A 23,629-nucleotide genomic window follows, 5' to 3' on the forward strand; every position below is an offset into this window, starting at 1 on the left:
TTTTGTTTCCGACAACGATTGATCACACTATTTTCGAGCGCACCACCTCCTTTATTTGAAATCGCTTCCATTTTATTATAAATGTTGTTTTACGTACGTTTACGTAAAACATGAAAGCTAAACATATCGGATCGAAAATAGTTTGCTGAGTATAAAACCGCTTCATCTTCGGAAGTATAGTGCATTTGCCTAAGCAACAATAATGGTTGTTCTTTGTGGCAGTTTAAAGTCTTATAAATGCGTTCATGGTAACCAATTGGCTCAATATATGTCACGGCATAGGCAACCCTTTTATTAGCGTAATCCTCCATTAATTTAAAAAAGGAATCTGCTTGTTGGACACTTTCTACCGGAATGATCTCTTCAGGAATTTTATCAACACAAAATACAACTGGTTCCCCGTCGGCTGTACGAACGCGCTCAATTTCAACTAATTGCTCTACAATATGAGGAGCAAATCGACTCTTTTCCTTGTCCGTTGCTTCTCTTATATCTGTAAATAAATATTCTGTTCCGGCTTTTTTTCCTGATTGCTCAATCATGTATGTAACACTTGTAAGTTGTTCAATACCAGAAGAAAATACAGGCTTAGGGTTTACAAATGTACCAACACCGTGTTTCCTAGTGACAATATTATCTTCTTCTAATATTCGAAGTGCTTCTCTTAAAGTTGCCCGAGAAACACCTAGCACCTTGGATAATTGAAATTCCGATGGGAGCTTTTCATTCTCCTTGTACGTGCCATTATGAATATCTTTTTTTATTTGATCAATAACTTGTAAATATAAATGCCTTGAATCATGTTTAATAGACAAACTTCATCACCCCAAAACTGTATTCCCGATTAGATATCTGACCTCTGACATTCTACTAGTTTATAATTTCATCATAGCATGAATAGATTTAGAAAGAAATACCTTTTCAACAAAATTCAACAATTATATAAATCTAAAAAATAAATGGCGTGTGCGCTAAAGGGTAATGATTCGGGGGACCATAGAATTATGTCATTGAAAAGCATTGACTTTTCTTCTACGTACAATTCTTTGAACAGCAACTTGTAAAACCAATCACTTGTTCATTACAAAAAGCTCCTTAGCAAAACTTGGCTATCGCCAAAGTAATTATGACGATAACCAAGTTTTGCTTACGCTATTAACTCTAAATATTAATACTTTCCTATAGTGCAAAAAAGCTACAATGGCATTTTCAGCAAGCTCTTGCGTTAAAGAATTTACTTATGAGGCTTTATTCCAACATTAATGTGAAGAAGTATGTTCTTCAGCTGTTTGACTGATAAGAACTGTACGTGGCTTACTCCCCTCATACGGACCAACAATACCTCTTTGTTCCATGGCATCAATTAGCCTTGCCGCTCTAGTATAACCAATTCTAAAGCGGCGCTGTAACATAGATACACTAGCGCTTTGCATTTCGGTGATTAATTGAACAGCATCATCATACAATTCATCGTCTACTTCTTCTGCAACCTCATTGACTTCTTCTGGAATCATTTCTTCTTGATAAGACGCCTTTTGCTGTTCAATACAGTGGTCTACTACGCGTTCAACTTCTTCATCAGACAGAAAAGCACCTTGTACACGAGTTGGCTTAGAAGATCCAACCGGGATAAACAACATATCTCCTCTTCCCAATAACTTTTCTGCTCCGCCACTATCCAAGATGGTTCTAGAATCTGTTGCCGAAGATACACTAAAGGCAATCCTAGAAGGAATATTCGCCTTAATTACCCCTGTAATAACGTCTACAGATGGACGCTGGGTGGCAATAATGAGATGAATTCCCGCAGCACGTGCCATTTGAGCTAATCGAGTAATTGCATCTTCCACATCACTTGAAGCTACCATCATTAAGTCTGCTAATTCATCTACTAACACGACGATGTATGGAAGATTCGGCTCTGGATCTTCAACATGTTGATTATGTTTTCTAATATATTCATTGTATCCTTCAATATTACGTGTTCCTGTATCGGAAAAAAGTTCATATCGTCGCTCCATCTCTGCAACTACTTTTTGTAGAGCTCGAGAAGCTTTTTTCGGATCCGTTACAACGGGAGCAAGTAAATGTGGAATACCGTTATACACATTTAATTCAACTTTCTTAGGGTCAATCATCATCATCTTCACTTCATGTGGTTTAGCACGCATTAAAATAGTAGTAATTATCCCATTTACACAGACACTTTTCCCGCTTCCTGTAGCACCTGCGATAAGTAAATGTGGCATTTTATTTAATTCGCCAACGATTGCTTCTCCGGATATATCTCTGCCAAGAGCAAATAGTAGTTTAGAAGATTGTTTTTGTGCGATACTCTCTAGCACTTCTCGTAAAGATACCATGGCTACTTCTTGATTTGGAACTTCGATTCCGACCGCAGATTTCCCTGGAATTGGTGCTTCTATCCTTAAATCTTTTGCAGCTAGGGCTAATGCCAAATCATCATGTAAATTAACTATTTTACTCACCTTTACACCAGCTTCTGGATATATTTCATATTTCGTTACCGCTGGACCTACATGCACTTTCGTAACACGCGCTTTTACTCCAAAACTAGTAAATGTACTCTCTAATTTTTTAACCGTCGCTTGAATTTGCGATTTTTCCTGTTGCTGCGAATTGTTTGTTGGCTCTGCCAATAATTGCATAGAAGGAAGAATATATTCATAGTTTTCTACTTCCGTCATCGGCATATTATCTAAACTATCATTTGCTTTTTCCTCTTGTTGAACCATAGAAATTTGTTCTGTTTCTTCAGGAAATTGTTCATTTACCGTAGTATGGTCTGTAAAATCTTGAATCACAGGTTCTGAGATAACATGCTCAGTAATCTCTTCGCCATTTTGTTCAAATTTAGGTTCGTTTTCTTTTATGGAACGTTTCGCAGTTCGTTTTTGCCTCCATGTATCTTGCAAGTGTTTTACGTTACTTGCAATCCACTTCCACATTTTAGAAAACACATCGCCTACTGATAAATCAGTCATAAAAATAATACCGATAATAATGGAAAAAACAGCTACAATTTTAGCACCTGTTAAGGAAAATAAGTAATAGGAAAAGGTAAGCAATAAAGCTCCAGTCATTCCTCCTCCTAAATATTCGGATGATAGTTGATTTTCCATATAACTAGAGTAATTTTCCCAAGTCGATCCAAGTATTGATATTTCTTGAGTGGATGCAATTACTTCATCAAACATTTGTGTGTGTGTCATGAGTAATACGCCACCAAATATAATATAAAAGCCAACCATTCTTTTTGTTGCAAAGTTAGGTAATTTCCGTTTTACTACTAATTTAATACCTGTTATTAATAAAAAAACCGATGCAACAAAATACCAAATCCCTAAAAAGAAGCGAAATAAGTGCTCAAGGCCCCCTGGTATAGCTCCATCACTTATGGCACTAGCTCCACTTCCAAAAATGCCTAAGAAAATGAATAAGAGACCTATTAGCTCTAGTTTTAATTGTTTTTTTAATTTGCTGCTGCGTCTTTTTTTCTTTCTTGCCATACTTTCACCTCAATCATTTTTGGCAATCTAATTAGATGGTAACATTCATTGGATAAACACTTTTTTCTTTACTATCGATCAAATGATTCATGTCAACAATCAATTTGTTCTACATTTAAATATTACACTAAAAAAATTTCCATTCTATTATGAAGTTATGGAAAATATAATTATAATATATGTATAGCCGATTTAGTCAACTTTCATATTCTACCTTATCTATGTCATTAACAAAAGCAATTCCGCTCTACTTAGTATATCATAATGTCAATAAAGTGACATTGAAACAATGGAAAACGATTTAATCAGAACAGAGGCGCAAGCGCCGTTTAGTAACGCAATGAATGGCACACATTAACGGAGATAAAGGAATAAAAGGGTATGTCGACGTCGAGCGGCAAGCCGTTTTTAGTCGGCTTTCCTCTTAACGACGAACCGATGATGACTTATCGTAGGGCGATTTCGTGAAGTTACTTAGTTATTAGATGATGGAACAGTAGTCGCTATTCGTTATTTCGTTATCCGCAAGCACCTCATTTTACACTTTCTTATCTTTTTTAAAAAACTGCCTTCAACCAAAGATTAAAAGCAGTTTTATTACATTCAGTTTTCATTCATCTGAGAAATAATCGTACCGGGGGAAAACTGATGATTTAAAAAGTCCTTTGGATCGGTTGATAATAATTTAACAATTTCTAAGGATCCATCTGCTCTTTTTTCACAATATAATGGTTTGCCATTGTATGAAATCATTTGTCTTTCCGTGTATTCCTGGGAGGTATAAAAAATATCTTCTTTTGATAGTGGTGTATAAATAATCATTGCATCACCTGCTGTTCGTGATTGCCATTTTGCTTAATCAATTCATTCACTTTTTTCATTGCTTCTTTAACACCGCCAACATCATCAATTAAGCCATATTCTACTGCTGTTTTCCCAACAACATTTGTACCGATATCACGTGTTAAATTACCTTTTGCAAACATTAAATCTTTAAATTTTTCCTCTGTTATATTAGAATGATTTACGACAAAGTCAACCACACGATTTTGCATTTCATCCAAATACTCAAACGTCTGTGGTACACCGATAACTAAACCTGTTAAACGAATTGGATGTATCGTCATCGTAGCAGTCGGTGCAATGAAAGAATAGTCCGTAGCAACAGCTATAGGCACCCCAATGGAGTGACCTCCTCCAAGCACAATCGAGACTGTAGGTTTAGATATAGAAGTAATCATTTCAGATAAGGCTAACCCCGCTTCGACATCACCACCAACCGTATTTAATAAGATAACTAAACCTTCAATTTTCGGATTCTGTTCAATGGCAACTAATTGTGGCAATAAATGCTCATACTTTGTTGTTTTGTTTTGTGGTGGGAGTTGTACATGCCCTTCTACTTGTCCGATAATGGAAAGCACATGTATATTTGAATCTGGCGCTTGTGGTACATTAGATTGTCCTAGTTGTTGAATCTTTTGCACTAAAGCAGAGGAATTATTATCTTGCGTTTGATCGTCCTTTTTTTCTGGCTGTTTATCCATTTACTTACACACTCCTCATTAACAAGTTATTCCTCTCATAGTATGAACGGAACATCCGATAATCATGCAGGCTTCTTTTAAGAAATATTACTGTGTTCTTTTTCCGGTAAAATTTGTTTCACCTTACCGGTTAGACAAATAAAAAAATCATTTATTTTTACACTTGACGACAGTTTATCAAATGAAACAGGTAAACATTTACCAATCAATCTCATAACTATGGATATTTTTTATGCTACCTTAGAAAAACTTGGCTTACCGCCAAATCTTTATGGCAGGAGCTTTAGTTTTTCTTATACTATAAACCTTAAAACTGTATACTTTCCTATAGTATAAGAAAATACCGGCATTATATACCGGTATTTTCTAAGATCGTTGTTAATTTATCTTTATCCTGCTGCGATAGTTCAAGTAGTGGCAAACGCAAACCACCAACTTCTATTCCTTTTATGCGAAGGGCAGCTTTTACAGGTGAAGGAGAAGGCGCCATAAATAACCCTTTCATAACAGGCAACAATTGACGATGAAGCTTAGCTGCCTGACACGTGCTTCCTTCTTCAAACAATTGAATCATTTGCTGCATTTCATTTCCTATCACATGAGAAGCTACCGAAATAACACCTGTACCTCCAACAGACAATATTGGTAATGTCATACTATCGTCACCACTATATACAGAGAACGAATCATCTGTTAGCTCAATTATTTGAGACACTTGATCAAGATCACCACTAGCTTCCTTGACAGAAACAATATTATCTATTTTACTTAACGCTACAGTTGTCTCCGTGGTTATATTTACAATCGATCTTCCTGGTATATTATAGAGCATCACAGGTAGCGATGTGCTTTGAGCTACAGTTTTGAAATGTGCAAATAGACTACGTTGATCTGGTTTATTGTAATACGGTGCTACAAGCATCACCGCATCCACACCACAACGTTCTGCTTCCTTGGTTAAATCTATCGAAGCTTGCGTGTTATTCCCTCCAGTCCCTGCAATAACAGGAACGCGTTTATTTACTTGACCAACGACATGTTTAAACAGACTCACTTTTTCTTCAGAAGTTAAAGTTGGTGATTCACCTGTTGTTCCTGCAATGACTAAACCCTCTGTACCATTTTGCAACAAGTGTTCAATAAGTGCATCTGTCTGCGTATAATCAATATTTCCATTTAAATCAAAGGGTGTGACCATTGCAGTTAACACTTTACCAAAGTTCATTCTAATCACCTTTTCTATTCATTGTGCGGAGTTGATTATGTGACTCAATTCAAAAGCTTCATGCAATGCATTTACTGCCGCTTTTAAATCTTTTTCATGTACGAGTACCCAAATGGTTGTATGACTGTCTGCTGACTGCAGAATTTGCACATTCGCATCAGTCAATGCTTGCACAATTTTTGCAGCAACACCAGGAACATCAGTCATGCCAGCTCCTACAGCTGATACCTTTGCACAGTTCTCAGTAATTTCATGTTCAAATCCAAGCGTGTTTAATATGTGTACAGCCTTTTCTGTGTAAGCATTTGGTACAGTATAGATCACCCCTGTAGGTGAAATGGTAATGAAATCAACAGAAATCCCTGCTTCAGCCATTGCTTTAAATACGTCTGACTGCATCCCAAATGCTGCCTCTTTCGTTTGTACTTGAATCTGAGTTATAGCATCCATATGTGCAATTCCAGTAATTAATCGATCAATAATGTCCATCCCTTCTACACGTGAAGACGTAACAAGCGTTCCTTCATCTTTGGAGTAGGTAGAACGCACACGCATAGGAATTTTCCCTTGCATAGCAATTTCTACTGCTCGGGGATGAATGACTTTTGCTCCTTGATATGCCAAGTTACAAATTTCAGAATACGTAACTACATCAAGTGGTCTTGCTGTTTCAACAACCCGTGGATCAGCAGTCATAATACCATTTACATCTGTGAATATTTCAATCCGCTCAGCTGATAAAGCAACACCTAATGCTGCAGCTGTTGTATCACTTCCACCACGTCCTATTGTCGTAATGTCACCAGATGTAGTAGTTCCTTGAAAACCTGCGACAACTACCACATCATGCGTTTCTAATTCTTGCAAGATTCGTTCTGGCTTTACTTCTTTAATTTTTGCTTCTGTAAAGTCATCTGTTGTAATGAATCCTGCTTGTGAGCCAGTTAGAGCCGTTGCAGTAATATGTTGCTTTTGTAATTCATTAGAAAGTACAACGGATGAAATAATCTCACCACACGACATGAGCATATCCAATTCTCGTGAAGCATTTTTATTCGCCGGAAAATCTACCAGACTGAGTAGCGTATCTGTAGCATAAGGATCAGGTTTTCTGCCTAATGCAGAAACGACAACTACAAGTTTATATTCTTTTACTAAAGCATCTTTTATATGTTTAATTACATGGTCTCGGTTTTCTTGTGACTGTACCGAAGTACCACCAAATTTTTGAATGAGTATTTCCATTCGTACACCTCTATCGTTGCAACCAATTATTTTGAATTAACTCTTGGGCGATTTGTACCGTATTCCAAGCTGCGCCTTTTAATAAATTATCAGATACAATCCATAGATGGAACCCGTGTTTATTGTCTAAATCCTTGCGAACTCTACCAACAAATACATCTTGTTTACCCTCTGCAGCTAAAGGTGTTGGATAAATCTGCTCTTTTGGATTATCCTGCAACACGATCCCCTCTGCATGCTGTAACACTTCCCAAATGTCCTTTACCATTACATCTTCATTCTCTACTTCAATATATACACTTTCTGCATGAGACGTAAAGAATGGCAAACGTACACAAGTTGCAGCCACTGATAGGTCTGGTGCATGCATAATTTTCTTCGTTTCATTAATCATTTTTAATTCTTCAAAAGTATAACCATTTTCTTGAAAGAGATCAATTTGTGGTAGTGCATTAAATGCAATTGGAAAATGGTTTTCATCTCCTTTAACAGGGAGGATAGTTGCTTTCATTTCTTCATTAGACAAATAAGCTTGTGACTGATTCGCTAACTCATCACATGCTTCATTACCTGCACCTGAAACGGCTTGATAAGTGGATACGATAATACGTCTTAAACCAAATTTAGCTTTTAGTGGCTCTAACGCTGCCACCATTTGAATGGTAGAGCAATTTGGATTAGCAATAATTCCCTGGTGATCTTTTAAGTCTTCTTTGTTGACTTCAGGAACTACAAGTGGCACAGACTCATCCATACGAAAGGCGCTTGTGTTATCAATTACTACTGCACCACGTTTCACAGCTTCTGAAGCGAGCTTTTTAGAAACTGAACCACCCGCTGAAAACAAAGCAATATCAACGCCTTCAAAACTTTCAGGTACTGCTTCTTCGACCATGATTTCCTCTTGGTTAAAAACCTGTTTAGAACCAGCAGATCGTTTGGAAGATAAAAGCTTCAATTTATTTATTGGAAAATCTTTCTCTTGTAATAATTCCAGTATTTTATGACCAACTGCGCCTGTTGCTCCAACCACAGCTACATTATAGGCTGATTTTTGCGACATGAATTTATTGCTCCTTTCCAAAACTAGATTATTAGACTTCTAGCTTATCATTTTATCACAGATCAGCTTCGATGAGGAACAATAACTGGTTGTAGTTGTTTAAATTCAAGTGCAGATTCAATAGTCTCTGGTATTAATTCCATTTTTGCAACAAGTGAGTTTGGCTTTAAATAAGGATCATCTTGCCCATATGGAACAAAGTAAATAAACTTACTAGCCATTAAACGCATTAGATTAACTCCATTTAAACCAAGTGCATCGTTTGTAGAAACACCCACTACTACAGGTTGTTGATTACGCATTGTTGCCTTAGCTGCCATTAAAACTGGTGAGTCTGTTAAAGCGTTGGCAAGTTTGCTTAAGGAATTTCCGGTTAGCGGAGCAATGACCATACAATCTAATGGCATTTTAGGCCCTAGCGGTTCTGCCTCAGGCATCGTAGTTATAATTTCTTTCCCAGTAATGGCTTGAATCTTTTCCATATGGTCCTGAGCATCACCGAACTTCGTGTCAGTCGTTCTTACTGTGTATGTTACAATTGGAACAACTTCAGCACCTAGATCCATTAATTTCTCCATTTGTGGAAAAACTTGGTCATATGTGCAATGGGAACCTGTTAAGCCAAAACCAATTCTCTTACTTTTTAAACGCATTGATCGTACCTCCTATGGAAATTAGTATTTATTGTGTAGGATTTCTATCCTTATGAAAAATTGCCATTAAAGCTGGCAAATGAATCTTTTCCTTTTTTATCTAGCACTGAAATAACTTTCAAAAACACAAATAGCTAAATGTTCAATACGGATTTTGAATGATTTCTTGTTTTATAACATTAGCTAATATTTTTCCTGCAGTTTTAGGTGCAACTATACTTGGTAAACTGCGCGCCAACATGGCTTTAATACCACGCTGTTTTGCATACGTAAAATCAGTTCCTCCAGGCTTTGAAGCCAGGTCAATGATAACTGCATGCGATGGAAGATGTTTCATCTCCTCTTTTCTAATTACAGGAGCTGGGATAGTGTTAATCAGTAAATCACACGCTTGCATATGAAGCGCTAATTGATCTAGTGGGATTGCTGTTAAGCCCATTTCAGTTACTCTTGCTAGATCTTTCATGTGAGTCGCGCTAACGGATACTTTTGCACCTAGAGAAGAAAATTTATTTGCAACCGTATGTCCCACTCTGCCAAACCCAACTACAACGACACAGGAGGAATGGATCGTGAAATCTGTATGTTCAATGGCCATCATAATCGTACCTTCTGCCGTTGGAATAGAGTTATATATAGCAACATCATCTCGGTCTAACAGAGGAACTAACTTGATATTTGCTTTGCTTATGGCATTTTTCAAATAAGCATTGGCTATTCCAGAAAATACAATTGTTGATTTTTTCAGTTGTTGAAACCAGTTCGTGGAGAGGTGGATTTTTTTTTCTGAAAAAACAGGTTCTACCATCCCATTAGAATCCGTACCAGTTATAGGTAAGATAACCGCGTCTAATTCGCTCGGTGTGACTTCATCAATAGCCAATTGTTTTAAGCCTGTGAATCCTTGCTCTAATTTATCAAACCCAATAAGCAAAAGTGTTGTATCTGTTAATGCTTGGAGTTGGCGAATTAATTCTAAATAACGGGCGTCTCCGCCGACTATTGCAATTGTTCGGTTCATGTTTGTAAAGACCCTCCAAACGTACCATTTTCATTCACATTTCTTTATAGCTTATGTATGGAGATCGAGTTAGTGATTACATTTTATGAAAACAATTACTATACACAAATTTAAGAAGCAAAATTCTAACTGGGAAAGACGACTACATAAAAGATAGCATCATTTTATGGAAAATTCATACGTTTTTTAAAAGGGCTTTTACAAAACAGGACGTATGCTGTATTCCTTCTCTAATTCTGAGGTAAAATCTTACATCATCTTGTGTTGGGGCAAATAGTTACCAAGATGATTTTCAATTGTGTGGCAAAGAACAAATGTGCGGAGCGCCCGTTTAGCAACGTAGCGAATGGAACGAATCAACTAAAGATTTAGGAATCATTCCACTAAAACAGCAGTATGCCGAAGTCGGGCGGCAAGCCCGTTTTTAGTCGGGCCTTCCTCTTAGCGATGAATAGATGATGACTTATCTAGGTCAATTTTGTGAATTCACGTCGTTGCTGGACGATGGAGCTAGAAATGGCTATTCGGTTATTTCGTTATCCATAAGCACTTCATTTTATCATTTCCTATGCAAATAAAAAAAGCCTTCCAATTTGGAAGACAGCAACGTTTGATTTAGCACTGTTTAAAAAATCAATGTGGGAGAAGTTTTCATCTGAATCATGGTTTAATATAGGGATACGACCTAAAGGTCTCTTCAAAGATGGGGATTTAGCTGCTGTTATGTCTCGCTTAAACTTGTCAGACCGCATCTTCCAATTCCTCAACTGGGTGTACTAGCAGCTATTTGATAAAATGTCATATACTGTTCTCTGTATCGATAATAATCATATCCTCGCCCACTTTTTTAATTGCATTCCAGCGAATTTTGGTTTCTTCCGCTTCCTTTTTTAAACCAAACCATTTGTAATTTGGAATAATAAAAGCTTCAATTTGACCAGTAGTTTCATTAATTTCTAAATCTGTTTGTCCCAATACGCCTAACCTTGCTCCTTCTTGTACGTTTACAATTTCTTTTCCACTTATTTCTTTATACCGCAATTCATTCCCTCCTGTTTTTATTATTTGTAAAATCTATAGGCAAAAAACCTATGATTTCATAGGTTTTTAACACAATAGGACAAGATAAATTTTTATGTTTTTATCATAGAATAAGCTACAAATATAGTTACGTATTTTCCTGTTTGCTCGTGTGAAGAGATATCCCTAATTTCCTTTTGGAGATATTAATGCAATAGATGGTGATTGTTGAAAAACAATATCCATAACCTGTTGAATATGAGTATGGTTCACATCATCAATCATTTCTACTATTTCATCTAATGTATAATGTTCTTTTAAAACCAACTCATTTTTCCCATTTCTGCTCATGCGACTAGTTGTACTTTCCAGGCCTAAAAGCAGACTTCCTTTTAATTGCTCCTTACTACTTTGTATTTCTTTATCAGATAAACCCTTAGTAATAAATTTATCAATTGTTTTTTGTATGACGTGAAGTAATTGCTCCGATTGATCTTTTGCGGTGCCGGCGTATATGGTTAGTAGTCCGCTATCCATATAAGAAGAATGATAAGAGAAAACGGAATAGGCTAATCCTTTTTTCTCTCTAACATCTTGAAATAATCTAGAACTCATACTTCCGCCTAACACATTATTCATAATGATCAAGCTATAAATAGCGGCTTCATGGACTGCTAAGCCGTTGTATCCTAAACACAAATGAACCTGCTCCGTATCTTTATAGCGCTCAATCTTTTCACCAAGAAAGGTTGGTTTAACAAGGGCTTCAGATGATTTTGTAAATGTGTAGCTCCCAAAATACGCTTCAACTGTTTGAATAAAAGAAGTATCTACATTACCTGCAACCGAAATAACCACATTATCCGGTGTATACCTTAATTGCATATAATCTTCTAGCATCTTAGGTGTGAACGTAGCTAGCTTTTCTTCCGTCCCTAGAATCGGTAACCCTAATGGATGGCTACCATAAGCTGCCTTAGCAAGCAAATCATGCACTAAATCATCTGGAGTATCTTCATACATTTTAATTTCCTCGTAAACGACTTTCTTTTCTTTTTCCATTTCCTCTTCTTGAAATTGGGAGTGGAAATACATATCTGCTAAAATATCTAAAGCTTTATACTTATATGTATCAACAACTTTGGCATACAAGCATGTATATTCTTTTGATGTAAATGCATTTACTTGGCCACCAATCGCATCAAATTCTTCTGCAATATCCTGTGCAGTTCGTGTTTTCGTACCTTTAAAAAACATATGCTCTAAGAAATGGGAGATACCGTTTATTTCAGCATGTTCATGACGTGAACCCGTTAGGATCCATATCCCTATCGTGACAGAACGAACTGTAGGAACTTTCTCTAGTACAACACGTAAACCATTTTTACAAGTGTGTTTTTCTATCAATGCATATCCTCCTAAAAATATAAAGCGACACAAATTATCGCTTCGTTTCTACCAATTTTTCTATCGTATTTAACTTATAGTTTTTTTCTTTAATAGAGGATATTAATTGCTTTAATCCTCTTTTAGTTGCTTCTGTAGGGTGCATTAAAATTGTGGCTCCAGGGTGAAGTTTTTCATTCACTCGGTTAAGCATAACAGAAACAGACGGGTTCTTCCAATCAATTGTATCCACCGTCCATAGTACTGTTTCCATTTTAAGATGATTGCTAACTTCCACCACGTGACTATTATAGCTACCACTCGGAGGAGCAAACCATTTCGGAGTTGAACCAGTTATCGCTTTTAAAATATCGTTGGTCTGTACGATTTGATCAACGATGCTTTGATTGGATAACTTATCCATATCTGGATGATTATACGCATGATTACCAATGAGATGACCCTGTTCTGCAATCATTTTAACTAATTCAGCATTGTTTTTCGCCCATTTCCCTTCAATAAAGAAAGATGCTTTTACTCCATTGTCTTTTAAAATAGAAAGCATATCAGGAATGTATTCTTCTCCCCACGATACATTTATTAAGAATGACACCATTTTTTTCTCGGGATGTCCTCGATAAATCGGAGATGCAGGTAAATCTTTTAAACCAACTTCGGGAGTAATTTGATCGAATACTAACAGCGATTCTTGAAAACCTTCATCCTTACGTTTCATTTTTGTATATGATTTTTCTACATTAACTGTTAAACCATTTCTCCCGGGAGTCTTTTTCCAAACTTTGTCAATATATGCATTTTTCGCAGGTTCTTCATACTTTTTTGCTTTTTGTTTAATTTCTTCGTATAGTGGGTCAGTAGTTTTCGAAGTTTGGATAATAACAGGTGATTCGACTGGGATAAATGGGTTTTTATTCATATCAAAGGTAAGCCCTACTATAATAACAAACACAACAACATGAAGTAAATTTCGATATCGCCGCATCCTTATGTATCCCTCCCTTACCCTTACTTATATGATATTAAGGGACAAGTTATGATAAAGACTTTTGATTTCTTCATTTTTGGTAGGGACATTAGGAGGGGCGGAAACGTTTTATACATATACACGATAAAAGTAAGCATAGAATTTTGGCATTTATCGTATAAGCAAAAAAGACTTACAACATAAAGGTTTGGTGATAAGCCTTCGTTTTGCTTATTTGGTACCTTCTAAATTGATTATAGAAACAACATCACTTTAAGTTTATGTAAAATAAATTAGAAAAACTACAGCCTGCGTTATAAAGTCTTGACGATAAGCTAAGTTTTTCTAACACTGCGCCCAAACATTGATGGAGTATTTTTAGTTCATGTTCCACCCCAACATGTATTTTAGAGCCTAATATAAAAAAAGAAACTGGGTTGCCAGCTTCTTGTTTACTGCGTTGAACTACTGATTTTTTGCAGCTTCTTTTCTTTCCCGTTCTTCTTTTAAAACTGCTTTTCGAGACAGGTTTACTCTTCCTTGATTGTCAATTTCTTTTACTTTTACTAAAATTTCATCACCAATAGAAACGACATCTTCTACTTTATTTGTACGTTCTTCAGCCAATTCAGAAATGTGAACCAAACCGTCTTTACCTTTAAATAATTCAACAAATGCGCCGAATTTTTCGATTCGTTTTACTTTTCCTAAATATAATTGACCAACTTCAACTTCACGTACTAAGTCCTCAATGATTTTCTTCGCTTTTTCATTCATTGCTGCTTCCGTAGATGAAATAAACACACTTCCATCTTGCTCAATATCGATTTTCACACCTGTCTCATCAATGATTTGATTAATTTGCTTTCCGCTTGGGCCAATGACGTCACGAATTTTATCTGGATTAATTTCCATCGTTAAAATTTTTGGTGCGTATTCGGAAAGATTGTCTTTTGGCTTTTCAATTGTAGCAAGCATGGATTCAAGAATATGCATTCTTCCTTTTTTTGCTTGGTGTAATGCTTCTTCTAAAATTTCTTTAGATAAGCCGTCTATCTTAATGTCCATTTGCAATGCAGTAACACCTTTAGCCGTTCCAGCAACTTTAAAGTCCATATCGCCAAGAGCATCTTCCATACCTTGAATATCGGAAAGAATAGAATAATCATCTCCTGATTTAACAAGCCCCATCGCAATTCCTGCTACAGGTGCTTTAATTGGGACGCCAGCATCCATCATCGCAAGTGTGCTAGCACAAATACTTGCTTGTGAAGTTGAACCATTTGATTCTAACACTTCTGATACTAAGCGAATGGTGTATGGGAAATCTTTTTCAGATGGTACTACTTTCTCTAATGCTCGTTCTCCTAACGCTCCATGACCAATTTCTCTTCGACCAGGTCCTCTCATTGGTCCTGTTTCTCCCACACTATATGCAGGGAAATTATAATGATGCATAAAACGTTTGGATTCCTCTAAATCAAGACCATCTAAAATTTGCACATCCCCTAAAGCTCCAAGTGTACAAACGCTTAATGCTTGCGTTTGACCTCTAGTAAATAAACCAGATCCGTGCGTACGTGGCAATACATGTATTCGGGATGATAATGGGCGTATCTCATCAATTTGTCTACCATCAGGGCGAATTTTTTCTTTCGTAATTAACCGACGTACCTCAGCTTTTACTATTTGATCAAGAATTGTTTTTACTTGCTTGCTTGTGGCTTCATCTTCTTCATAAGCAGCTAGCACGTCTTCTTTAACCGCAGATATCGCTTCTTCCCGAGCATGCTTCTCTTTAACTTGAATAGCCTTTACTAACTTATCTTTTGCTTTTGCCTCTACTTCTGAACTTAATGCTTGATCTACATCAAATAAAGTAGGTTCTTGTTTTTTCTTTCCTACTGTTTCCATGATTTGCTCTTGGAACTCCACTAATCGGATGATTTCCTGATGTCCAAACATAATTGCTTCTAACATGACTTCTTCAGGAACTTCATCGGCACCTGCTTCTACCATATTAATGGCATCTTTTGTTCCAGCAACAGTTAATTCAATATCGCTTTTTTCCTCTTGCTCCACCGTAGGATTAATAATAAATTCCCCATCTACACGACCTACGTTTACTCCTGCAATTGGCTCAGCAAATGGAGTGTCAGAAATGCATAAAGCGATGGAAGAACCAATCATTGCTGCTATTTCTGAAGGACAATCTTGATCAACACTCATTACCGTGCTAATCACTTGGACTTCATTTCGATACCCATCAGGAAATAAAGGTCGAATCGGTCGGTCGATAAGACGTGAAGATAAAATGGCTTTTTCACTTGGCCTACCTTCTCTTTTAATAAACCCTCCTGGTATTTTACCTACTGCATATAACCGTTCTTCATAGTTAACTGTCAAAGGAAAAAAAGGAAGATCCTTAGGCTCACTTGAAGCTGTTGCTACAGATAAAACGGCTGTATCTCCATAATGAATCATACAAGCACCACTTGCTTGTTTTGCTAATTCTCCAGTTTCGACGGTGAATGTTTTGCCGGCTACTTCTATAGAGAATTGTTGTTTTTCTTCTGCCATTAGTTCATGTTCTCCTTTCAAATTGCATTATACTATCCATTTTATAGTTTAAAAGCATGATTGTAAATTTTATGTAGCTAAATCAAGGGTTGACCAATTTTTATGTACATATACCATAAACAACCATCTCGGTTCTATTATATACATCGAATACTAGTAAGAAAAGTACAAGCCATTAAATGCTTTCGTAATTATCTTAATTTAAATATTTTCAACGGTATCTCTTGCCTTAGCTTTCAATATTAGAAAAACTTTGCCTGTCGCCAAGTATTATGGCGAAAAACTAAAAAATCTTATGCTTTCCTAGAGTGCCAAAAAGTTTTCGTAGTGGCATAGCCACAGAAAAAAGCAGGATCTCTCCTGCTTTTTTCTTATCGGCGTAAACCGAGCTTTTTAATTAATTCACGGTAACGTGTAACGTCTTTATTACGTAGGTAATTTAATAAGTTACGGCGTTTACCAACCATTTTCAATAATCCACGACGTGAATGATGGTCTTTTTTATGAACACGTAGATGTTCGTTTAACGTAGTGATTTCTTCCGTTAGTACAGCAATTTGTACTTCTGGAGAACCAGTATCGCTGTCATGAACCTTGTATTCATTAATAATTTCATTTTTACGTTCTTGTGAAATAGCCAATTGGTTCACCTCCTAATTACATTTGAAATCCCCAATTCCCTAGCAAACGTCGGAGTTGCGTTTTGCCAAGCAATGGTTCAATATTTCCATCTTACATTTCTTTCTTTGAAAAAGCAAGTAAAAAATATACTATCCTTAAAGGATTTAATCATAAGGCATTTACAACTATGACATAGAGTAACTGATCTTGTACCCTTGTTATTCACATTCGGACAAATCATTTTGATAGGTGGCAAATAATTGCCGAATTTGTTTTTCGTCCTGAGCAATTTGAACTTTTAAATGGTCCATTCCATCAAACTTTATTTCATCACGAACAAAAGAATGAAACTCAATTAATAGCTCCTCTCCATAAAGCTCATTATTATAATCAAATATGTGAACTTCAAGGATGGGTTCTTTCAAGTTATCTTCAAAAGTAGGATTAAATCCTAGGCTTGCCATTCCTTCATATTTTTCCTGTTTATAAAATATTTTGACTGCGTAAATCCCCGGTTTGGGTAGTAAAGCCTCATGGTTTGTCATCACATTAGCAGTTGGGTACTCCATCTGCTTCCCACGTTGTGCACCTTTCACAACAAGTCCATCAACAAGTAACGGTCTACCGAGTAATACATTTGCTTTTTCAACTTCACCTGAAGAAAGTAACTTGCGAATTCTTGTTGAACTAATTTTTTCATTATCATATTCGACTTTATCTACCTTCGTAAAAGTAAAGGCCCCTTTTGCATGGTCGTGTATTGTATCTATATTCCCGCTCCCTTTATGACCATAAGAAAAATCAAATCCAGCAACAAGATGCTTTATATGGAGCCCTTTTATAAAGTGGTTAATAAATGCTTCTGGTTGAAGTGCAGCTAACTCAGAATTAAAAGTAATAATGTATAATTTATCTACACCTAATCGTTTTAAAATTTCTTGTTTTTCGCGTAGTGGTGTAATGTATTTAACTTGCTGTTTCTCTTTTCGTAATACGACAGAGGGATGAGGATAAAACGTAATAACCGCACTTTCCATATTTCTATTCTTCGCTTCGTTTATAGCTGTTTTAATAACATGTTGATGTCCTTTATGTATTCCATCAAAAAAACCAATGGCCGCAACTGTTTCGGGAAGTTCTTCTAATATGAGTATGTGCGGATATGTTAACTCAATTGTTCGCAACTTTCTTCACCTACACTTTTTTATCTACTAAATACACGGACAGGTTTTACATAACCAGTTTGTTTGTCATACACTTCATAAATGGCTAGTACACAGTTGTTGTGCACAACAACAAATGGGTCTGTTTTAAATTGGACGTTGCAAGGAAGCTTTTGTCCATATAAAACTTTTTGGGCTACTTCTTGATCTACATTCCATATATCTAAATGTGTTAACCCGAATTGAAGTGGGTATAGGATGTTTGCTGTACGTTGATTTAAAATAGCCCCTTCTATTGTAGCAAATGTAACCGCATTTTTGTTAGAAAATGCTCCTGTTGCTTCTCTAACCAATGAAACCATATGTGCAGGGTATCCTAAGGCTTTACCTATATCTACACATAATGTACGAATATAGGTTCCTTTTGAACAGACAACGCGAAAAGATATAGTATGTTCTTTGTTGTCTGGAGGCGATAGTAAACTTATTTCTTCAATGCTTACCGTTCGCACTGGACGTTCTACGTATTGATTTTCTCTAGCGTATTCATACAATTTCTTCCCTTTTACCTTAACAGCTGAATACATAGGAGGGGTTTGTTTAATTTCTCCAGTGAACTGAAGGCATACTTCTTCAATCTCCTTTTGAAGTGGCATCACATTAACCACTTTCTCCTCCACTATCTCACCTGAAGCATCTTCTGTATCTGTAGCAGCTCCTAACTTAAGCTTAGCCACATATACCTTTTTCGTATTTGTTAAAAAAGGAACAATCTTTGTTGCTTTTCCAATACAGATAGGTAAGACCCCTTCCACATCTGGATCTAACGTACCTGTGTGTCCAACTTTCTTTGTTTGAAACATTTTGCGAATTTTAATTACACAATCATGTGAGGTAAGACCTCTTGGTTTCCATAATGGCAAAATTCCATGCAACTGTGAAAACCTCCATTCCATATAAAGTGAACCTTCAACAAACTGAGAAATTATAGATGGAAAAAATCTGACCCTATAACATCAGGTCAGATTTTTCTCCAAGCCAAATTTAATCCCGATTACTCTCTGCGAACATATGCATTTTATTATTGAAACATCAGTTATTTAGATCTCTTAAAATTGTCTCAATACGATTACCATATTCATATGCTTCATCAAATTCAAACATCAACTCAGGTGTTTTGCGCAAGCGAATACGTTTGCCAATTTCTGACCGGATAAATCCTTTTGCTTTTGCTAAACCTAGCAGCGTATCTTTTTTTTGCTTATCATTACCTAAAACAGAAATAAACACTTTTGCTTGCTGCAAGTCACCAGTAACTTCAACATCTGTAACTGTTACAAAGCCAACTCGTGGATCCTTGATTTTGCGAGTTAGGATTTCACCTAGCTCTTTTTTCATTTGCTCGCCCACTCGATTAGCACGTAGTTCAGCCATTTCATTCACCTCTTATACTAAACCCATCCAGGGCATGCTTCTAAATTCTTTCTATATGGGTAATGGTTCGTTCTAGCTCTGTATAGGAATCAATAACGTCCATTACACCTTGTAATACTTGCTCTGCGTGTGCTCGCTCTGTTGATATAGTAACGATCCCAAATTTTATACGACGCCATAAATCATGATAATCCAATTCTGTAATAGCTATATTAAAATCTTTTTTACATTTGGTTAGCACAGGCTTTATAATCGATCGCTTCTGTTTTAAAGAGTTGCTCTCGTATAAAAAGCATTCCACTTCCGCATACATAATCATACAGGCTTGATTTCTTCCATAATAAACGCTTCAATGATATCTCCTTCTTTAATATCATTAAAGTTTTTAATAGTTATACCACATTCGTAATTCTGCGCGACTTCCTTCACATCGTCTTTAAAACGTTTTAATGCAGCAATTTCACCTTCAAATTGGACAACGCCATTACGAATTAAACGCACTCCAGAATCTCGCGTGATTTTCCCATCTGTTACATAGCTTCCAGCAATTGTACCAATTTTTGAAACTTTAAATGTTTCACGAACTTCAGCCTGGCCAATTACTTTTTCTTCGTATTCAGGATCAAGCAACCCTTTCATTGCTGCTTCTACTTCTTCAATTGCTTTATAAATCACACGGTGTAAACGAACATCTACTTTTTCCCTGTCAATCGCCTTTTTCGCATTCGCGTCTGGGCGTACGTTAAAGCCAATAACAATAGCGTTAGATGCTGCTGCCAAAATTACATCAGATTCCGTAATGGCGCCGACACCTGTATGAATGATTTTAATATTGACACCTTCGACTTCGATTTTTCTTAGTGAAGAAGCGAGCGCCTCTGCTGATCCTTGCACATCAGCTTTAATAATAATATTAATTTCTTTCATCTCACCTTGTTTGATTTGTTCAAACAAATCATCTAGGCTAACTTTTGTTTGTTCGCTACGGCTTTCCTGAATCTTCTTCTGTTGCCTTGCTTCACCAATTTGACGAGCTTTTTTCTCATCTTTGAATACGAGGAATTGATCTCCGGCTTCGGGTACACCATTTAATCCTGTGATCTCTACAGGTGTAGATGGGCCAGCTTCTGTTACTCTTTGACCAACGTCGTTAACCATAGCACGGACACGACCGTGCGTGTTTCCAACAACTAGTGAATCTCCAACATGTAATGTTCCATTTTGTACAAGTAAAGTAGCTACAGAGCCTCTACCTTTATCCAATTGCGCATCAATAACAGTACCAAATGCGGTGTTACTTGGATTAGCTTTAAGCTCCTCTATTTCAGAGACAAGAACGATCATTTCTAGCAACTCGTCAATTCCTTCCCCTTTGATTGCAGATAGGTTGACAAATATCGTGTCCCCTCCCCAATCCTCAGGTACAAGTCCATACTCGGTCAACTCTTGCATAACACGATCAGGGTTTGCGGCTTCTTTATCCATTTTGTTAACCGCTACAATAATCGGAACTTCCGCCGCTTTCGCATGGTTTATTGCCTCCACTGTTTGTGGCATAACTCCATCATCAGCAGCAACAACTAGGATAGCCACATCTGTAACTTGGGCGCCTCGAGATCGCATGCTTGTAAAAGCTGCGTGCCCTGGCGTATCCAAAAATGTGATCTTTTTCCCATCGTTTTCAACTTGATATGCTCCAATATGCTGTGTAATGCCGCCCGCTTCACCAGCAGTAACCTTTGTATGGCGAATGGAATCTAATAATGTTGTTTTCCCATGATCAACATGTCCCATAATTGTTACAACAGCAGGGCGTTCTACCATATCTTCAGGCTTATCTTCTGCGATATACTTGTCTAAATCCGTATCTTCAAGAATAATTTCTTTTTCAACTTCTACACCAAATTCAGCACAAATCAATTCAATGGAGTCATCATCTAAATCTTGATTCTTGGTAGCCATTACACCTAGAAACATCAATTTTTTAATAATTTCAGATGCTTCTTTATTCAATTTATCAGCAAGTTCGCTAACTGTTAGCGTTCCATGATACTTTATTGCTTTTGGTGTTTCTTTCTCCATAGCTGCTTGTTTTGGCTGTGCTTTCGTATTCGCTTTGCCTTTCTTAACTTGTTTCCCCTGTGGTTTCTGTTGTTGTTTCTTAGGCTTCTGCGAATTATTTGGTTTGTTTTGCTTCTTATTATGAGTTTGGCTTTGTTTCAAATTTGATTGATTATCGCTTTGCTTTTCCATTTTTTGTTGTTTAGATTCTTCCTTTTCCTGCTTTTGCACTTTAAATTTTTTATCAAGCAGCGCTATTGTATTAGGGGAAATCGTCGACATATGGTTTGTCACATCGATATCCTGTTCTTTAAGAAAAGCAACAACTGCTTTACTAGATAGATTATTTTGTTTTGCATATTCATATACACGCATTTTACTCATACGTTCACCCCCAAAATTATTCCCCGAGTAACGTGTTCATTTTTGCAGCAAATCCTGCGTCTAAAATAGCTATTGCTACTCTTTGGGTCTTTCCGATAGCATTCGATATTGTTTCTCTGTCATCTACTATAACATATGGAATTTTATATGTTTTGCATTTGTCTGTTATTTTCTTTTTGGTTTGTGGACCAATATCATTCGCAAGTAAAACCAATACAGCACGTCTAGATCGAATATCTTTCAATATCGCATCTTCACCAAGCGAACATTTTCCAGCTCGAAAAGCAAGACCAAGTAAGTTTAAATAATTATTTTTCATTCGTTGTACCTGCTATTAGATTCCTTAATTCTTCATAGATAACTGAATCAATGGTTGCATTTAAATGTTTATTTAATACGTTTGTTTTTTCTGCTTGGTCAATAACAGCAATGTCTTTACACAAATAGGCTCCCCGGCCATTTTTTTTGCCAGTGGTATCTACAAATACTTCTCCATCTTTATTTCGTACTACACGAATTAAATCTTGCTTTGGCATCATTTCATTGGTTACTACACATCTGCGAGTAGGGATTTTTCGTTTTTTCACCATTCCCAATACCCTCCTTATTCAAACAAGCTTTCTTCATTGTCAGAATAGGTTTCTTCTACTTCATCCAATAACCCTTCTTCTCTTGCATCTGTCTCACTTTTTATATCAATTTTCCAACCAGTTAACTTAGCCGCAAGCCTTGCATTTTGGCCGCGCTTCCCTATGGCAAGAGATAGTTGGTAATCAGGAACAACAACAGTAGTTGACTTTTCTTCTTCATTAACTAATACTGTTAGTACTTTTGAAGGGCTTAAGGCATTTGATACGTAGACAACAGGATCTTCAGACCATTGTACGATGTCAATTTTCTCACCCTTCAGTTCATTTACAATGGCTTGCACTCTCTGTCCCTTTTGACCGACACATGAGCCTACAGGATCAATTTCAGGATCAGGCGCATGAACAGATATTTTAGAACGGTCACCTGCTTCTCGGGCAACAGATTTTATTTCTACAATTCCGTCATATATTTCTGGTACTTCCATTTCAAATAACCGTTTTAGTAGTCCCGGATGAGACCTTGAAATATATATTTGTGGACCTTTACTTGTATTTTCCACTTTTGTTACATACACTTTTATCCGGTCATGCACATGGTATTCCTCGGTAGGCATTTGTTCGGCTTCAGGAAGTTTTGCTTCTACTTTACCAAGGTGGACGTAAACATACCGGGGATCTTTTCTTTGAATAATTCCCGTCATTACGTCATCCTCTCGGTCAGAGTACTCTGAAAAGATAACACCACGCTCGGCTTCTCTTACACGCTGTGTAACAACTTGTTTAGCAGCTTGTGCAGCAATACGACCAAAGTCTTTTGGTGTAACTTCCACTTCCACTACATCATCGAGTTCATAGTTCGGATTAATTTCCTTTGCTTCTTGAATAGGTATTTCTTGTTGTGGATCTTCAACTTCATCGACAATGGTTTTTCTAGAATACACAGCCATTTTCCCAGTATCTTCATTAAGCTCAACACGAACGTTTGTTGCGGATTTGAAATTCTTTTTATACGCTGAAATTAAAGCAGCTTCTAGGGCTTCCATGAGGATTTTTTTATCAATCCCTTTTTCTTTTGCTAAATAATCAATTGCATCGAACAATTGCGTGCTCACTTTTTTCTC

General features: G+C 36.7%; 22 protein-coding genes. All 22 read right to left on the reverse strand.

Features of this window, described 5'->3' with window-relative positions:
• Positions 1 to 89 precede the first annotated feature (89 nt).
• Positions 90 to 815, reverse strand: a complete 726-nt coding sequence (locus tag B2C77_RS11910) for a GntR family transcriptional regulator (RefSeq protein WP_077703954.1) — start codon at positions 813 to 815, stop codon at positions 90 to 92.
• A 444-nt stretch (positions 816 to 1,259) separates the two neighbouring features.
• On the reverse strand, positions 1,260 to 3,530 hold the full coding sequence (locus B2C77_RS11915) for an FtsK/SpoIIIE family DNA translocase (RefSeq protein WP_077703957.1): 2,271 nt from the start codon (positions 3,528 to 3,530) through the stop codon (positions 1,260 to 1,262).
• A 603-nt stretch (positions 3,531 to 4,133) separates the two neighbouring features.
• Complete coding sequence (locus B2C77_RS11920; RefSeq protein WP_077703960.1) at positions 4,134 to 4,352, reverse strand: YlzJ-like family protein; 219 nt, start codon at positions 4,350 to 4,352, stop codon at positions 4,134 to 4,136.
• Positions 4,349 to 5,077, reverse strand: a complete 729-nt coding sequence (locus tag B2C77_RS11925; RefSeq protein WP_077703963.1) for a ClpP family protease — start codon at positions 5,075 to 5,077, stop codon at positions 4,349 to 4,351. Before B2C77_RS11925 ends, B2C77_RS11920 begins: the two co-directional genes overlap by 4 nt.
• Before the next feature lie 349 nt (positions 5,078 to 5,426).
• Positions 5,427 to 6,302, reverse strand: coding sequence for a 4-hydroxy-tetrahydrodipicolinate synthase (gene dapA, locus B2C77_RS11930; protein ID WP_077703966.1), 876 nt, complete (start codon positions 6,300 to 6,302; stop codon positions 5,427 to 5,429).
• Between the two features lie 18 nt (positions 6,303 to 6,320).
• Entirely contained in the window at positions 6,321 to 7,547 is a 1,227-nt protein-coding gene (gene dapG / locus B2C77_RS11935) for an aspartate kinase (RefSeq protein WP_077703969.1), read from the reverse strand.
• Between the two features lie 10 nt (positions 7,548 to 7,557).
• Positions 7,558 to 8,610, reverse strand: a complete 1,053-nt coding sequence (gene asd / locus B2C77_RS11940; protein ID WP_077703972.1) for an aspartate-semialdehyde dehydrogenase — start codon at positions 8,608 to 8,610, stop codon at positions 7,558 to 7,560.
• Between the two features lie 62 nt (positions 8,611 to 8,672).
• Positions 8,673 to 9,263, reverse strand: coding sequence for a dipicolinate synthase subunit B (gene dpaB / locus B2C77_RS11945; RefSeq protein WP_077703974.1), 591 nt, complete (start codon positions 9,261 to 9,263; stop codon positions 8,673 to 8,675).
• Between the two features lie 142 nt (positions 9,264 to 9,405).
• A complete protein-coding gene (gene dpaA, locus B2C77_RS11950) occupies positions 9,406 to 10,284 on the reverse strand; it encodes a dipicolinic acid synthetase subunit A (protein ID WP_077703977.1) in 879 nt (292 codons plus the stop codon).
• A gap of 798 nt (positions 10,285 to 11,082) precedes the next feature.
• Complete coding sequence (locus B2C77_RS11960) at positions 11,083 to 11,325, reverse strand: YlmC/YmxH family sporulation protein (RefSeq protein WP_077703983.1); 243 nt, start codon at positions 11,323 to 11,325, stop codon at positions 11,083 to 11,085.
• Between the two features lie 165 nt (positions 11,326 to 11,490).
• Positions 11,491 to 12,711, reverse strand: a complete 1,221-nt coding sequence (locus tag B2C77_RS11965; protein ID WP_077703986.1) for a M16 family metallopeptidase — start codon at positions 12,709 to 12,711, stop codon at positions 11,491 to 11,493.
• Positions 12,712 to 12,745: 34 nt separating this feature from the next.
• Positions 12,746 to 13,693, reverse strand: a complete 948-nt coding sequence (locus B2C77_RS11970) for a polysaccharide deacetylase family protein (RefSeq protein ID WP_077703988.1) — start codon at positions 13,691 to 13,693, stop codon at positions 12,746 to 12,748.
• 447 nt (positions 13,694 to 14,140) lie between these two features.
• Positions 14,141 to 16,255: a polyribonucleotide nucleotidyltransferase gene (pnp, locus tag B2C77_RS11975; RefSeq protein WP_077703991.1), complete on the reverse strand. Its 2,115-nt coding sequence runs from the start codon at positions 16,253 to 16,255 to the stop codon at positions 14,141 to 14,143.
• Positions 16,256 to 16,626: 371 nt separating this feature from the next.
• Positions 16,627 to 16,896, reverse strand: coding sequence for a 30S ribosomal protein S15 (gene rpsO, locus B2C77_RS11980; RefSeq protein ID WP_073004994.1), 270 nt, complete (start codon positions 16,894 to 16,896; stop codon positions 16,627 to 16,629).
• 198 nt (positions 16,897 to 17,094) lie between these two features.
• Positions 17,095 to 18,060, reverse strand: coding sequence for a bifunctional riboflavin kinase/FAD synthetase (locus B2C77_RS11985; RefSeq protein ID WP_077703994.1), 966 nt, complete (start codon positions 18,058 to 18,060; stop codon positions 17,095 to 17,097).
• A 20-nt stretch (positions 18,061 to 18,080) separates the two neighbouring features.
• Positions 18,081 to 18,974, reverse strand: coding sequence for a tRNA pseudouridine(55) synthase TruB (gene truB / locus B2C77_RS11990; RefSeq protein ID WP_077703997.1), 894 nt, complete (start codon positions 18,972 to 18,974; stop codon positions 18,081 to 18,083).
• A 157-nt stretch (positions 18,975 to 19,131) separates the two neighbouring features.
• Positions 19,132 to 19,473 carry a 30S ribosome-binding factor RbfA gene (gene rbfA, locus B2C77_RS11995; RefSeq protein WP_077704000.1) on the reverse strand — a complete coding sequence of 114 codons (342 nt, stop codon included), beginning with the start codon at positions 19,471 to 19,473 and terminating at the stop codon, positions 19,132 to 19,134.
• Positions 19,474 to 19,513: 40 nt separating this feature from the next.
• Positions 19,514 to 19,792 carry a DUF503 domain-containing protein gene (locus tag B2C77_RS12000; protein WP_077704002.1) on the reverse strand — a complete coding sequence of 93 codons (279 nt, stop codon included), beginning with the start codon at positions 19,790 to 19,792 and terminating at the stop codon, positions 19,514 to 19,516.
• Positions 19,789 to 21,918, reverse strand: a complete 2,130-nt coding sequence (gene infB, locus B2C77_RS12005; RefSeq protein ID WP_077704005.1) for a translation initiation factor IF-2 — start codon at positions 21,916 to 21,918, stop codon at positions 19,789 to 19,791. The genes B2C77_RS12000 and infB overlap by 4 nt, the downstream gene beginning before the upstream one ends.
• Before the next feature lie 16 nt (positions 21,919 to 21,934).
• Positions 21,935 to 22,237, reverse strand: coding sequence for a L7Ae/L30e/S12e/Gadd45 family ribosomal protein (locus B2C77_RS12010; protein WP_077704007.1), 303 nt, complete (start codon positions 22,235 to 22,237; stop codon positions 21,935 to 21,937).
• Complete coding sequence (gene rnpM, locus B2C77_RS12015) at positions 22,227 to 22,508, reverse strand: RNase P modulator RnpM (RefSeq protein ID WP_077704010.1); 282 nt, start codon at positions 22,506 to 22,508, stop codon at positions 22,227 to 22,229. Before rnpM ends, B2C77_RS12010 begins: the two co-directional genes overlap by 11 nt.
• A 14-nt stretch (positions 22,509 to 22,522) precedes the next feature.
• Entirely contained in the window at positions 22,523 to 23,620 is a 1,098-nt protein-coding gene (nusA, locus tag B2C77_RS12020; RefSeq protein WP_077704013.1) for a transcription termination factor NusA, read from the reverse strand.
• Between the last annotated feature and the right edge of the window lie 9 nt (positions 23,621 to 23,629).

This window comes from Virgibacillus dokdonensis (genome assembly GCF_900166595.1).
Taxonomy (GTDB): domain Bacteria; phylum Bacillota; class Bacilli; order Bacillales; family Amphibacillaceae; genus Virgibacillus; species Virgibacillus dokdonensis.

Bases quoted from the DNA above. Each gene is read 5' to 3' on its own strand.
- infB (WP_077704005.1), bottom strand. From the start codon at position 21,918: ATGAGTAAAATGCGTGTATATGAATATGCAAAACAAAATAATCTATCT.
- B2C77_RS12000 (WP_077704002.1), bottom strand. From the start codon at position 19,792: ATGATTATGTATGCGGAAGTGGAATGCTTTTTATACGAGAGCAACTCT.
- B2C77_RS11915 (WP_077703957.1), bottom strand. From the start codon at position 3,530: ATGGCAAGAAAGAAAAAAAGACGCAGCAGCAAATTAAAAAAACAATTA.
- rnpM (WP_077704010.1), bottom strand. From the start codon at position 22,508: ATGGTGAAAAAACGAAAAATCCCTACTCGCAGATGTGTAGTAACCAAT.
- asd (WP_077703972.1), bottom strand. From the start codon at position 8,610: ATGTCGCAAAAATCAGCCTATAATGTAGCTGTGGTTGGAGCAACAGGC.
- B2C77_RS12010 (WP_077704007.1), bottom strand. From the start codon at position 22,237: ATGAAAAATAATTATTTAAACTTACTTGGTCTTGCTTTTCGAGCTGGA.
- dpaA (WP_077703977.1), bottom strand. From the start codon at position 10,284: ATGAACCGAACAATTGCAATAGTCGGCGGAGACGCCCGTTATTTAGAA.
- dapA (WP_077703966.1), bottom strand. From the start codon at position 6,302: ATGAACTTTGGTAAAGTGTTAACTGCAATGGTCACACCCTTTGATTTA.
- dapG (WP_077703969.1), bottom strand. From the start codon at position 7,547: ATGGAAATACTCATTCAAAAATTTGGTGGTACTTCGGTACAGTCACAA.
- pnp (WP_077703991.1), bottom strand. From the start codon at position 16,255: ATGGCAGAAGAAAAACAACAATTCTCTATAGAAGTAGCCGGCAAAACA.
- dpaB (WP_077703974.1), bottom strand. From the start codon at position 9,263: ATGCGTTTAAAAAGTAAGAGAATTGGTTTTGGCTTAACAGGTTCCCAT.
- B2C77_RS11925 (WP_077703963.1), bottom strand. From the start codon at position 5,077: ATGGATAAACAGCCAGAAAAAAAGGACGATCAAACGCAAGATAATAAT.
- rbfA (WP_077704000.1), bottom strand. From the start codon at position 19,473: ATGGCTGAACTACGTGCTAATCGAGTGGGCGAGCAAATGAAAAAAGAG.
- B2C77_RS11970 (WP_077703988.1), bottom strand. From the start codon at position 13,693: ATGCGGCGATATCGAAATTTACTTCATGTTGTTGTGTTTGTTATTATA.
- B2C77_RS11920 (WP_077703960.1), bottom strand. From the start codon at position 4,352: ATGATTATTTATACACCACTATCAAAAGAAGATATTTTTTATACCTCC.